Genomic DNA, 12767 nt, shown 5'->3' with positions numbered 1-12767 from the left:
CGAACACGTCCTGCCCGAACCAGGGGTGAAGCGCGTACAAGACCTTCCGGCTAACGGTCCCGTGGGTCTTCTCAAATCGGGTTGTATAACGAGGTCAGGCCGCATTCGGCCCTGGGCTATAAACCGCCCGCTCCAGAAGCCCTTCTATGGCCGGCTGCGCAATCCGGACCAGCTTCGCCGGCCACCCCGGCATTGGCGCCGCGGCTCGTCTTGCACTAACATTCAAACCGGACCACCCAATGGGGGCCGGCCAGTAGCGCCTCGTCGCTCCGAACTAAAGAGCGGCAGCGTCGAAGAGGCGATCCATCGTCATCCCGAACTTGGGTATGAGTAAATGGAAAGTTCGAGCGTTCAATCGACCCGCCCAGCAAGTTCCGCGACTGGCCGCTTTTAGGGCGAATCCGGAAAATCGTCATTGCGCCCGGCAATGTCCGGACCTGCCGCCTAGCGGTCAAAGCGAAAACTGTCGTGACCGTCGCAAATGACCCGTTTGAGACATTCATCGCCCGCTGGACCAGGGGTTCGCAATTGCTCAAAGCGGTCCTTCGGCGCTGCTCGTGTACCTGAGATTTCAACCACAGCCGAAAAATGAGCGGGTCCATGCCGACTGGGCCAATTGAATCGAGTCTGAATTGTTCGGACTCTTTTGTCCAGACGTTACGGTTAACTCATAGTGCGTCCTCGACAAAGTCATTTCAACTGCGCCCCAATTGCCTCGCCTTCCCTTGCCGTCAGGCAAAAATCGAAAATGGCCAAATCCTGCGCCATATGCTCCGGCGAGGAGGTCCCTGTCAGGCAAGCCGTGCCGCTTTGCGTCAAATAACGGAAAAACACTTGGGCAGGGGTGCGGCCGTATTTTTCCGCGGTTACGGTCACAGCTGGCGCGGCGAGGATTTGTGGATCGGCGGTCAGGGTCCAGAAACTTTGATAAACAATGTTTTTGTTGCAGCAAAAAGCCCGGAGCGCCCGGTCATAATGCGTCTTGGCGTGAAAGCGGTTTTGCAGCGACGCCGGTTTTATCCGGGCGGCGCATGTAGTCTGGAGAGGCTGGCGCAGGCCGACGACATCGCCGATCCGGATGATCCAGAGCAAGGCCGCCGTTGGGGTTTGCATCCGCCCCGGCATTTCCATGCCTCGCTATTGCGCGAGGCCGGCCTCGCCTAAGTCTAGAGAGGAAACGCCCAAGGAGGGCGATGAGGCCGTGGGGCCCGCACCTCACAAAATTAAATTATGCTGCGCTGCATATTTTGCGAAAGGATACATTGCGGCGCAGCATCTGGCGGCCGACTTCGCCGATCTGCCGGTGTATCGCCTATTCGATCGAACCTTGTCGATCCGGTTTGTGTTCCTGCCGCCATATTTGGTGGTCAGACTCGGACGCTTGGAACCAGTCGAGATCGCCTCCGGAAATGGCCCCGTTCGAGGGAAACCAGAAAACCGAAAGTCAAAAATGGGCGGGAAGCTATCATCGCTTCAAGGACTGCTTCATGCTGGGTAGCCATCGCAGCGCCGCTCGGTCCCGGCAGGCGATCTACTTGTAATAGCCCACGCCGCAGGCGAAATCGTCGTCCACCCTCGTCACGAAACTTGTCTTGGCCGCTGGCTTTGGGTCGGTCGGCTTTGCAAACAGGTAGCTGACCTCGGTGATCTCACCTTCCGGCTTCTGTCCCGCAGCGTAAATTTCCTGGCCAAAGGCCTTGCCCGTGGCGTCCTTCAAGGTCCTTACGTCTTGGCCGAGCAATTCCTTCGCATTGGCGTTGCCCATGGCCACGAATTTGCCGTTGCCAACATTGTTGCAAAACACATAGATATCGCCGTTCAGGAACCTCCCCCCGCCCTGGTTGAACATATCGAATGCCTGCTCCCTATTGACTTTCACCTCGGTGACTACATTCAGGAGCATGGCCTTCGCTGCGGGTTCATTTGCCAATCCCTCCGTCTGCTGAGCGAAAGCCGCCGGCGAAAGCGCAAGGACCGCGCCAGACGCCGCAGCAATGATGATTTTGCGTAACATGTCATTTCCTCCGTGATTGCGCTTTTTTTTGCCTTTCGGGCGTGGTGAAGTCGTTCGCAGCGGCAATTTTGCTGCCTTGGTCGTGCGATTTCGGTGCGTCCTGGCGGCTGAACGACGCTTTCGGGTCGTCATAAGACGGTCGTCGACCTGATCAGGATGGTCAGAAATAAGCCGAACACGACCGTTGTTGGAGACGCCACTGGCGGGCTCGAATAGTTTCAGACCTCATTCGCGGTGCTGCCGTTTGCGCAAAGATAATGAGTCTGATCATCGCGGTTGTGAAGCGCATTAGTCGCGCGAGTTTGTTCCACAACAAAGTTCTGGCGGCCCAGCCGCTGCATTGATCGCACCGCGGTCAGGGGCTGAGAATGAGCGAAGCATGTGACGTCCCTGGGCGAGGGAGCGAGGTTCGTCGATATGGTTCCGGCTGGGGCCCATTGTCTGAGCTTCCCGGCAATCCTTTGATGTGGGTGCTGATCGCTTCCGAGCTGGCGGTATTCGGCTTGGCGTTGATGGGCTATGCCGGAGCGCGCGCCAAAGACCCAGCGGGTTTTGCCGCGGCCCAGGATCAACTTGATCGCTTGGCGGGAACTGTGAACACCGCTGCCTTGCTGACAAGCGGTCTTTTTGCGGCTTTGGCGAATGAAGCGCGGCGAAAGGGACTGCGTCGCCGAGCCCGCTGGTGTCTCGCCGGCGCGGGCGTGCTCGGTATTGTGTTCCTTGTCGTCAAAGGGCTCGAATATTCGAGCGAGCTCGCGGCCGGCAATGACATCGACTCAAGCCCGTTCTTTACGCTTTATTTTCTCGTCACCGGATTTCACGCGCTGCATGTCGTCTTGGGCCTGGCGATCATGGCGACCGTGGCGCGTTTCGACACAGTCGAAAATATCGAGAGCGGCACAGCCTTTTGGCACATGGTCGATCTCGTCTGGATCATGGTGTTCCCCTGCTTCTATCTGTTGAGGTAAATCGATGAGCGCATCCGTCCGTTCTTTGCTCGCAGCCTGGGGCGCGCTGATGGCCTTGACCTTGGTTATGGCAATCGCCGGGGATGTCGTCCACGCCTCGCGCCTTGGTCCATTGTGGATCGTGACGATAGCCGCCGTTGCCGCCTGGAAATCGCGGATCGTCCTTGGTTCCTATCTTGGATTGAGCGCCGTACCTGCAGCTCGGGCGGGATTCGTCAGCGCGGTAATAGTCATACTTGCAGTTGTCGCCACCTCGTTCCTCATCTTTACGACATCGACGCATGGAGCGTCATCGAAGCAACCGATGGCGGCGGAGCTTTCGCAAGGACCCGCGGCTCATTTCCTTCCGTTGCTTGCGACAGGGCAAACAGAAACGCGCAAGCGGGGCGCCAGTTGACTTTGGTTAAGGAGCCCGCGCGAAGGGCCGCCTAGTTTTTAGTAGCAGAATCTGCCGGAGGAAACGAATGAGTGACGTTCTCACCAAATCCACGGCCCGCAACATTTTCTACGGCGGGTCGCTGTTCTTCTTTGTCATCTTTGTCGGGCTGACGGTTCACAGCCGTCATTACATCCTGACCAAGGGCACGGACCAGGCCAATCTCACCGACTCGGTCGAACGCGGCAAGCGCGTCTGGGAGCGCAACGCCTGTTTCGACTGCCACACGATCTATGGCGAAGGCGCGCGTTTCGCGCCGGAAGTCGGCGACGTGTTCAAGCGCTGGGGCGGCGACAAAGACCCCGCGGGCGCGCATCAGATGATCAAGGACTGGATGAAGGCGCAGCCGTCCGGCGCTCAGGGGCGCCGCCAGATGCCGCAATTCAACCTGAGCGAAACCGAACTCGACGAACTCGCCGATTTCCTCGCCTGGGCGAGCCGGACCAACACGCAGGGCTGGCCGCCCCGCCCCAAGTCCAACTGAATTTGTTGGCTTCGACTGCCGACAAGCGGAAGTCGAAGCCGCCCGGCGGCATCAGCCGCCGCCGCGCCAGTCGGCGCGGGCCGCCTGTCGTCCGTGACGACAGCCAGCTTGGATTCTAACTTTTTGCGGAGGTTTTGATGCCATACCAAACCCAAAGCATCGCCAAGACTTATTGGCTTGGCGCCATGCTCATCTTCGCCGTGCAGGTCTCGTTCGGACTTCTCGGCGGTCTCGTCTATGTCCTACCGAATTTCCTGGCCGACGTGCTGCCGTTCAACGTCATCCGCATGATCCACACCAATGCGCTGATCGTCTGGCTGCTGCTCGGCTTTTTCGGCGCCGCCTATTATCTCGTTCCCGAAGAAGCCGAGCGCGAGATCTATTCGCCCAAACTCGCCTATATCCAGTTCGCCATTTTCTTTCTGGGCGCTCTGGCGGCGGTGGCGGGCTATCTGTTCCACGTCGTCGCCAATGACGCGCGCTCCTATCTGGAGCAGCCGCTGTGGGTGAAGCTTGGCATCATCGTCGCGGCGCTGATCTTCCTGTTCAACATCACGATGACGGTATTGCAGGGGCGCAAGACCGCGATCACCAATGTGCTGCTGCTCGGCCTGTGGGGCATCGCCGTCTTCTTCCTGTTCTCGCTCTACAACCCGGCCAATCTGTCGGAAGACAAGATGTTCTGGTGGTATGTCGTCCATCTGTGGGTGGAAGGCGTGTGGGAGCTGGTGATGGCCTCTGTCCTCGCCTTCCTGATGCTGAAGATGACCGGCGTCGACCGCGAAGTGATCGAGAAATGGCTCTATGTCATTGTCGCCACCGCGCTGTTTTCCGGCATCCTTGGCACCGGCCACCATTATTACTGGATCGGCGCGCCGGGCTATTGGCAGTGGATCGGCTCGATCTTCTCGTCGCTGGAAATCGTGCCCTTCTTCGGCATGGTGCTCTTCACCTTCACGATGGTGTGGAAGGGCCGCCGCGATCATCCCAACAAGGCCGCGCTGCTGTGGTCGCTGGGCTGTTCGGTGCTGGCCTTCTTCGGCGCCGGCGTCTGGGGCTTCCTGCACACCCTGCATGGCGTGAACTTCTACACCCACGGCACGCAGGTTACGGCGGCCCATGGCCATCTCGCCTTCTACGGAGCCTATGTCTGCCTCAATCTGGCGATCATGACCTATGCCTTCCCGCAGCTCTTCAATCGCGCGCCCTATAATCAGGTGCTCAATATGGTGAGCTTCTGGGTTCTCTCCGGCGGCGTGGTGTTCATGACGGTCTCGCTGACTTTCGCGGGCGTGCTGCAGACCCATCTCGAGCGGGTGATGGGCATGAGCTACATGGACGCGCAGGACCAGCTCGGCCTGTTCTACATCATGCGTTTCGGCGCGGGCGCGGTGACGGTGCTGGGCGCGCTGCTGTTCATCTATTCGCTGCTCGTTCCGCGATCCGCGGAAGCGATCGAACGCATTGGCGCCGCCGCCCGCGCCGCCGCCGAATAAAGGAAAGCGCCATGAGCCTCGCAGCTGTCGTAATGGAAAGAGAAATGAGCGCTTCCCTTCCCTTCTATCAGCCGCAAGGCCAGGAATGCGCTTTGTTCGAGGCGGCGTTTCGACGCCGCCTCCCCATCCTGCTCAAGGGGCCGACCGGCTGCGGCAAGACGCGCTTCGTCGCCTTCATGGCGGCGAAGCTCGACCTCGGCCTCGACACCATCGCCTGTCACGACGACCTCACAGCCGCCGACCTCACCGGCCGCTACCTCATCAAGAACAATGAAACGATCTGGACCGACGGCCCGCTGACCCGCGCCGTGCGCCGGGGCGGCATCTGCTATCTCGACGAAGTGGTCGAGGCGCGCAAGGACGTGACGGTCGTGCTGCATCCGCTCACCGACGACCGGCGCATCCTGCCGCTCGACCGCACCGGCGAAACGCTCCACGCGCCCGACGACTTCATGCTGGTGATCTCCTACAACCCCGGCTACCAGTCGGTGCTGAAAACCCTCAAACCCTCGACCCGCCAGCGCTTCGTCGCCATCGCCTTCGACTATCCAAGACCCGACGTCGAAGCCTCCATCGTGTCGCGCGAAACCGGGCTCGATCTCGAACAATGCAAGACGCTGGTGCGCCTCGCCGGGCGCCTTCGGGCGCTCAAGGGGCAGGATCTCGAAGAAGGCGCCTCGACGCGCCTGCTCGTCGCCTGCGCCAGCCTGATGGTCGACGGCATGAAACGCGACCTCGCCATTGAAGCCGCCCTGATCGAACCGCTCAGCGACGATCCGGACGTGAAGGCCGGCCTGCTCGATCTCGTCAAAGTCACCCTCGGCTGAGGCGCCATGTCGCTCCTGCGCGCCATACTCAACACCAAGTTCTGGGAGCCGGAGGAGGCTGTCGGCGCGCTGTGGGATTCTCTCGTCGGCGGGCGCGACACGACCGAGAATTTTCCGCAGGCCGCCGTCGTGCTGGCGCGGGTCAAGCCGGCTTTGGGCGTGCTGTTTCGCGGTCTGGGTGGGGAAAGCGGCGTCGAGATCAAACCCGCCGGCGGCGAAAGCTCGCATCATCGCCGCAGCTGGCGCCGGCGGCTCAGCGGCGACGCCGAAAGGATCGAAACGGCGCGCTTCGACGGCGTGACGCTGTTCCTGCCCGAAAAGATCGACGCCTTTCCCTCCGACGCTCTCAACCGCCAACTCTATCTCTGGCTGGCCGCGCTCGCCGTGGCGGCGGCGCCGGGCGACGCGGATGTCGCCGATCCGCTGCGCCGCGACATCGCGCGCCTGCGGCAGGTTCTCGCCAATTGCGAGCGCGCGACGTGGCAATTTCCCGGGCTTGCGCCCATCCGCGCCGCGCTCGCCACGCAAACGCTTCAGCAGCGCCCGCCGCTCAAGGCGCCGCCGCTCGAAACGGAACTCGAAGCCTGGATTCGCGCGCGACTGGCCGGCGAAAAATTGAAAACCGAAACCCCGCTCGAATGCGCTCTGGCAGGCGACGCCGACGCCATGAACGCCTTGCGCGCGCCGGCAAATTACAAGGCCTATCGGCCTGTTCTGATGTGGGGCGAGCGCGTCCCGCCGCCCGCAGGCGGCGGCGCCAAACGCGACAGCGACGCGCCCGAGCCCGGCGGGCAAACGGCCGAAGGCGCGGAAAAAACCTTGAAAGCCGAAAGGCGCAAAAGCGATCAGGCGCAACGGCGCGACAGCCTGATTCTGCACCGCTTCGAATCCATTCTCTCCTTCGCCGATTTTCTCAACGTCAATCGCGATGTCGACGACGACGATGAAAACTCGGCGCGCAAGGCCGCCGCCGACGCTGAAAAAATCGGAATCGCGCAGCACCACAAGAAGCCGAAGACCCGCCTGAAATTTGATCTCGACCTCGCCCCGGAAGACGGCGACCGGGAGAAGCTGGCGGGACGTTTCATCTATCCCGAATGGGACTGGAAGAAGGGCGCGCTGGTCGCCGATCAGGCGCGCGTGCTGGAAAATATCGCAGCCGAGGCGCCGCAGGGTCTCATGCTCGACCCCGCCGCGCGCCGCCGCGTCGAGGCCGTGCGGCGGCAGTTCGAAGCCCTGCGTCCGCGCCGCCGGATGCTGTCGCGGCAGAGCGAAGGCAGCGAAGTCGATCTCGACGAGTTTTTGCGCGCGAAAGCCGACCGCCTCGCCTGCGGCTACGGCAGCGAGCGCCTTTATCGCGACGCCCGCAACGAGGAGCGCGATCTGGCGGTGGCCGTGCTGTTCGACGTTTCGCGCTCGACCGAAAGCGCTGTCAACGGCCAACAGGTGATCGCGGTCGCGCGCGAGGCTCTGGTCGCTTTGGCGCATGGGCTGCAGGCCTGCGGCGACAGCGTCGCGCTTTACGCCTTTTCCTCGCTGCGCAAGGAGCGCGTGTTCGTCGATGTCTGCAAAACCTTCGACGAGCCGTTCGGCGCAAAGGTCGATGCGCGCATCGCCGCGCTCAAGCCCGGCTTCTATACGCGGCTCGGCGCCGCCATGCGCCATGCGTCATTCCGGCTCGGCGAACGGCCCAATGCGCGCAAGCTGCTGCTGGTGATCACCGACGGCAAGCCGAACGATCTCGATCATTACGAAGGGCGCTTCGGCGTCGAGGACACAAGGCGCGCGGCGCAGGAGGCGCGGCGGCGCGGCCAGGCGGTGTTCTGCGTCGCCATCGACGCGCAGGCGCAATCCTATCTGCCGCATCTGTTCGGCCCGGCCGGCTTCGCCATCGTCTCCAAGCCGGAAAAGCTCTCCTCCGCGCTCCCCGCGATCTACCGGCATCTCGTGGGGTGACAACGCGATGTTTGGTTCCCGAACCCAAAAGCTGATAAGACTCCGGTGGGCGCCCGGGAAGCTCGTTCTGCCATGATGACGGATGACGAATCGATTTTGATGCGCGCGCCGCTTTTCAGGGCGATGGGGCCGGACATTACCCGCTCCATTGTCCAAAATCGAGTTGCGCGATCATATGATCGCGGCGAACCCATTTTCCAGCAGGGCGACCCGGCTGAATCGTTTTTCGTCGTTTTTGAAGGCTGGGTGAAGCTTTACCGGGAGCGTGAAGGCGGCGATCAGGTGGTGGTCGCCATCTTTACCGCGGGCGAGACTTTTGCCGAAGCGGCGATGTTTCTGGGCGGCCGCTATCCGGCGACGGCGGAAGCCGTTTCGCCGGCGCGCATCTTGCGGGTAGATGGCGGCGCCCTGCGCCGGGCGATCATTCAGAAGCCGCAACTGGCGTTCGACATGTTGGCGGCGGCGTCCCTGCACCTGAAACAACTTGTCGAGCAGATTGAACAACTCAAATCCCAGTCAGTGCCGCAGCGCATCGCGGATTTTTTGCTGGATCAGGTTAAAAATACCAGAGGACCAGCAACAATTGCATTGCCCTATGAAAAATCCCTGATCGCCAATCGACTTGGGATGCAGCCGGAAAGCTTTTCACGCGCCCTCGGCAGATTGCGTGGACTTGGCGTAACGGTAGAGCGCGAAAGCGTGCACATCCAGGATGTCGGAAAGCTGGCGGAATTTACGGAAAGGTCGTCGTGGAGCGATGAGACCTGAGGCTGGCAATCCGGTTGGCGCCCAAGTGTTTCAATGGCTGGTGCCTTCCGAAAACGTGATTTTGTTATAGACATTGTATTTGCCGACAGGCTTGGACATCGGCAGGCGCTTGATCTCCTGAAATGTCTCCGCGTCATAGACGATCAGCGCTCCGTCCATCTCCCAGACGCTCACCAAGGCGTGTTTGCCGGAGCGGTCGAATTCGACATGGGCCGTGGTTTTTCCAGGCGCCGGTTTCAGTGTGCGCACGACTTGCAGCGTCTCCTTGTCGATGATCTGAATTTCGTCCTTATGCTGGGGCGACAGGAACGAATCCGTCCAGGCATAGCGGGTTTTCTCGTGGCTTCGCATGAAGAAGCCTGGTCCCGCGGTCTCGATCGTGCCGATCAATGACCAGTTGCTGGTGTCGATAACGCTGATCTTGCCTTCCTTCAGGTTTGGCGTGGCCATGATCCGCTTGCCGTCGCGCAACCAGGAAATGCCCGAGCCCAGATGTGGCATGCCCGACAACGGGATCGTGGCGATCTCCTTGCCGACATTGAGATTGACCACGATGGCTTTGCCGCCGTCGCGGTTCGCGCCCAGCAAATCGCGATAGGACGGGTCGAAGAAGAAATCGTCGAGTGGCTCGCTGATCTCGATACGGCGCAGCGCGAACAGCCCCTGCGAAGTGGGGAGGGCCTCGACCATCGATTTCTCATGGCTATGCACAAGGCCAGCATAGACCGGCGCCGCGTCGGGGTCGGTGGAAATTTCCCAGATTTCAGGCACGTCTTTCAACGCCGCAACAAAACTGTTGCGTTCCGGGGCCTGGTAGACGGCGGAAACGCGCGAGGGCTTTTTGTCGCGGTCGGCGACGTCAAAAATCTTCTCGATTTTCAGATCGTCCGCCGACAGGATCACCAGCGTGTCTGGCAGATAATTGGCGACGGCCAGATGTTTGCCGTCTTTCGAAAGGGCAATGTTGCGTGTGTTGATCCCGGCGCGGATTTCCGCTGTGACCTTCAGCGTCCAGAGGTCATATTTCGTCACCCAGCCGTCGCGCGAGGAGAAAAAGACATAGCGTCCGTCCGGAGTGAATTTCGGCCCGCCATGTAGCGCGAAGCGGCTGGCGAAGCGGGCGATCGGCTCGAATTTGTCGCCATCCAGAATGGTGACATGATGATCGCCGCCCTCGACGACGACAAAGAGATTGAGCGGATCCGCGTCGAACACGGGCCTGGCGGCGGCCGGCGCCGGAGTCAGGACGCGTGAGGCTTCGATCTCATCGGCGCCCCAATGCGGATTGGTCGCGGGAGGGGAATAGACATAGGCCGCCAGCGCCTTGATGGAAGCCTCGTCGATTTCGGCCTTGAAGGAGGGCATCTGCGTTGCCGTGCGTCCGTCGCGGATCACGGCCTCCGCGCCGGCCTTGCCGAGGCGGCCGAGGTTGTCAGGCAGCAGCGCGGGGCCAACGGCGCCAAAACGGTCGCCGCCATGGCAGGCGGCGCATTTCGACTGGTACAGGGAGTTAATGTCGGGATCGGCTTTGGAGGTCGCGCCGAACGCCAGGGAGATCGCCGCAACTGCGACGAAATTCTTATACCCGCGCTTTTTCATTTCGAACTCCCCGGAACGGACGCATCACCAGACGTTCTGCCTCGGGCGCGCCAATTTCCTCGTCGGTCAAATAGCAAGCCGGATCCTCGGCGAAGGCGTCGCCGCTCAATTGCAGGGCGCGCACCCGCGTATTGCCGCCGCAGATATCGAAAAACGCGCAGGCTCCGCAGCGGCCGGAAATCTTGCGTGGGCGTTGTTTGAGCCCCGCCATGATGGGGTCGGATATATCGGTCCAGATTTGTGAAAATGGCCTCCGACGAACGTTCCCCAGAGAATAGCTCCACCACATCGTGTCGGGATGAACATTGCCGAGATTGTCGATGTTGGCGACATTGACGCCGGTGGCGTTGCCGCCCCATTGCGCCAGCTTGGCGCGCAAATGGCTGGCGCGTTCGGGAAAACGCCGCAAAACCCATTGGTAGAGCAGCACCGCATCGGCGTCGTTGTTGCCGGTCACAAATTCGCGGGTCTCGCCGCGCTCCAGCGAGGCCCAGGCGGTCTCGAACAAATAAGTCATGGCGTCGCGGGTGACGCTCCAACTCGCGTCGTCGCCGCGGTTCTTGTTGCCGCGGCCGGCATAGACCAGATGGGATAGATAGAATTTATCCACGTTTTCGCGTTCGGCCAATGCGACGAGGTTGGGTAATTCGCGCCAATTGTCGAGCGTCATCGTGAAACGCAGGCCAACCTTTACGCCAAGCTCGCCGCAGCGTCGCAAGCCAGCAAGAGCGGCGTCGAAGGCGCCGGCCTGCCCCCGGAATCGGTCATGCGTCGCGCCAATTCCGTCAAGGCTGACGCCGACATAATCATAGCCGATCTCTGCGATCTGTTCCGCGATCGCGCCGGTCATCAATGTGCCGTTGCTGGAGAGCGCGGTATAGAATCCCTTTGCCTTGGCGCGTCGGGAAATATCGAAAATATCGGGGCGCAGCAGCGGTTCGCCGCCCGAAAGGATCAGCACCGGCACGCGAAAGGCCTTGAGGTCGTCCATGACGGCATGGACTTCCTCGGTTGAAAGTTCCCCTGGAAAATCGACATCGCCGGATATGGAATAGCAATGCTTGCATTTGAGGTTGCAGCGGCGCACCAGATTCCAGATCACGACTGGCCCGGGCAGGTCGCGCCTTGGGCCAACGGGCGTTGGGTTCTTAAGCTCCCGCAGCATTTCCGTGAGACGAAACATTTTGTCCTTTCAGCTTCTACCAAGGGGTATTGAAAATGCCCCTTGGTATCGGCGCCGACGGGCGTGGCGGCGGCTGACGCCGCCGGGGCCAATGATATTATTCCCCGAGTCGCAGCCCGGTCTTTTTCAGAATCCGGGTGGAAAACAGAATGTCTGAACCGCGGCAGGCCGATCCCAGCAGATCGCCGATGCGCTGCGCTTTCAGCTGAACCTCTTCGCGCGAGGCGCCATGCGCCATCGCGAACAGATTGTAAGGCCATTCCGGAAGGGACCGGGGGCGTAAATAGCAATGGCTGACAAAGTCCAACGCGCCGATCCAGGAGCCGAGGCGCTCGGCTTCGGAATCCTCTACATCCCAGACAGTCATGCCATTGGCCGTCAGTCCTAGTCGATAATGATTGGGAACGAGGCCTATGCGGCGCACAACGCCGCTCTCCATCATCCGCTCGAGCCGCGCGATGACATCAGCCTCGGTTGTTCCTATCCGCGCCGCGACGGCCGCATAGGGATGTGGCTCGAGCGGCAGGCCGCCCTGGGTCGACCGGATCACGGCCAGGTCCAGGGGATCGAGTTGGGAAATGAGCGGTTTCATGCGCGCACCCGGAATTCGACGAAAAATTCGCGGGTTTTCGGGAATGCGAAGACGCGCAGGCCGGTCTGCGCTTCGATCTCCGTGCAGAGCTCCGCAATGCGCTCCGGCTTTTCGGTCGCCAGCACGAACCACATGTTGAGCGCATGGGCGCGTTGGTAATTATGCGCGACCTCACGATGGGCGTTGACGAGTGCGACAGTTTCGTCAAATCGCTCGGAGGGAACCGCCATGGCGCAAAGGCAGAAGGCGCCGCCCATGGCGTCGGCATTGAATAAGGGACCAAAGCGCGTGATTGACGCCTCATCGCGCATCGCCTTGATGCGTTCGATGACCTGCGCCTCGTCAAGGCCGAATTTTGCGCCGACCTCTGCGAAAGGGCTGTGTAACAGCGGAAAGCCGCCCTGAAACTGGTTGATGATCGCTCTGTCGATTTCGTCGAGCATT

At 61.0% G+C, this 12767-nt stretch carries 13 protein-coding genes and 1 pseudogene; 8 read left to right on the top strand and 6 right to left on the bottom strand.

The window, feature by feature from the left end; translation table 11 throughout:
- Positions 1-84 precede the first annotated feature (84 nt).
- Positions 85-219 (top strand): annotated as a pseudogene (locus QZ409_RS20395) (IS3 family transposase); the annotation flags it as partial.
- A gap of 471 nt (positions 220-690) precedes the next feature.
- Here the strand turns inward: QZ409_RS20395 and QZ409_RS20390 are convergent.
- Entirely contained in the window at positions 691-1131 is a 441-nt protein-coding gene (locus QZ409_RS20390; protein ID WP_296715038.1) for an aldo/keto reductase, read from the bottom strand.
- Positions 1132-1531: 400 nt separating this feature from the next.
- Positions 1532-2146, bottom strand: coding sequence for a cache domain-containing protein (locus QZ409_RS20385; protein ID WP_296715036.1), 615 nt, complete (start codon positions 2144-2146; stop codon positions 1532-1534).
- Between the two features lie 305 nt (positions 2147-2451).
- On the opposite strand from QZ409_RS20385, the gene QZ409_RS20380 reads away from it, so the two are divergent.
- The 7 genes from QZ409_RS20380 (at position 2452) to QZ409_RS20350 (ending at position 8949) form a co-directional block, all read left to right on the top strand.
- The gene (locus tag QZ409_RS20380; RefSeq protein ID WP_342394861.1) at positions 2452-2982 is read left to right on the top strand and encodes a cytochrome c oxidase subunit 3 family protein; all 531 of its coding nucleotides are present in this window, start codon (positions 2452-2454) and stop codon (positions 2980-2982) included.
- A gap of 4 nt (positions 2983-2986) precedes the next feature.
- Complete coding sequence (locus QZ409_RS20375) at positions 2987-3379, top strand: hypothetical protein (RefSeq protein ID WP_296715034.1); 393 nt, start codon at positions 2987-2989, stop codon at positions 3377-3379.
- Positions 3380-3446: 67 nt separating this feature from the next.
- Positions 3447-3902, top strand: a complete 456-nt coding sequence (locus tag QZ409_RS20370; protein WP_296715033.1) for a cytochrome c — start codon at positions 3447-3449, stop codon at positions 3900-3902.
- Positions 3903-4039: 137 nt separating this feature from the next.
- Positions 4040-5398, top strand: a complete 1359-nt coding sequence (locus QZ409_RS20365; protein WP_296715031.1) for a cbb3-type cytochrome c oxidase subunit I — start codon at positions 4040-4042, stop codon at positions 5396-5398.
- Positions 5399-5442: 44 nt separating this feature from the next.
- A complete protein-coding gene (locus tag QZ409_RS20360) occupies positions 5443-6225 on the top strand; it encodes a CbbQ/NirQ/NorQ/GpvN family protein (RefSeq protein WP_296715029.1) in 783 nt (260 codons plus the stop codon).
- 6 nt (positions 6226-6231) lie between these two features.
- On the top strand, positions 6232-8181 hold the full coding sequence (locus QZ409_RS20355) for a VWA domain-containing protein (RefSeq protein ID WP_296715027.1): 1950 nt from the start codon (positions 6232-6234) through the stop codon (positions 8179-8181).
- Between the two features lie 72 nt (positions 8182-8253).
- Positions 8254-8949: a Crp/Fnr family transcriptional regulator gene (locus tag QZ409_RS20350; RefSeq protein ID WP_296715026.1), complete on the top strand. Its 696-nt coding sequence runs from the start codon at positions 8254-8256 to the stop codon at positions 8947-8949.
- Between the two features lie 30 nt (positions 8950-8979).
- Here the strand turns inward: QZ409_RS20350 and QZ409_RS20345 are convergent, their stop codons facing one another.
- The 4 genes from QZ409_RS20345 to QZ409_RS20330 all read right to left on the bottom strand — a co-directional run bounded on the left by QZ409_RS20345 (position 8980) and on the right by QZ409_RS20330 (position 12766).
- Positions 8980-10548, bottom strand: coding sequence for a nitrite reductase (locus QZ409_RS20345; protein WP_296715025.1), 1569 nt, complete (start codon positions 10546-10548; stop codon positions 8980-8982).
- Positions 10529-11731: a heme d1 biosynthesis radical SAM protein NirJ gene (gene nirJ / locus QZ409_RS20340; RefSeq protein WP_296715024.1), complete on the bottom strand. Its 1203-nt coding sequence runs from the start codon at positions 11729-11731 to the stop codon at positions 10529-10531. The genes QZ409_RS20345 and nirJ overlap by 20 nt, the downstream gene beginning before the upstream one ends.
- A gap of 97 nt (positions 11732-11828) precedes the next feature.
- Positions 11829-12323, bottom strand: coding sequence for an Lrp/AsnC family transcriptional regulator (locus tag QZ409_RS20335; protein WP_296715022.1), 495 nt, complete (start codon positions 12321-12323; stop codon positions 11829-11831).
- On the bottom strand, positions 12320-12766 hold the full coding sequence (locus QZ409_RS20330) for an AsnC family transcriptional regulator (protein WP_296715021.1): 447 nt from the start codon (positions 12764-12766) through the stop codon (positions 12320-12322). The genes QZ409_RS20335 and QZ409_RS20330 overlap by 4 nt, the downstream gene beginning before the upstream one ends.
- Between the last annotated feature and the right edge of the window lies 1 nt (position 12767).

It is taken from the genome of Rhodoblastus sp., assembly GCF_019449565.1.
Lineage (GTDB): Bacteria > Pseudomonadota > Alphaproteobacteria > Rhizobiales > Beijerinckiaceae > Rhodoblastus.
This window is presented reverse-complemented; position numbering and strand designations above follow the sequence as displayed.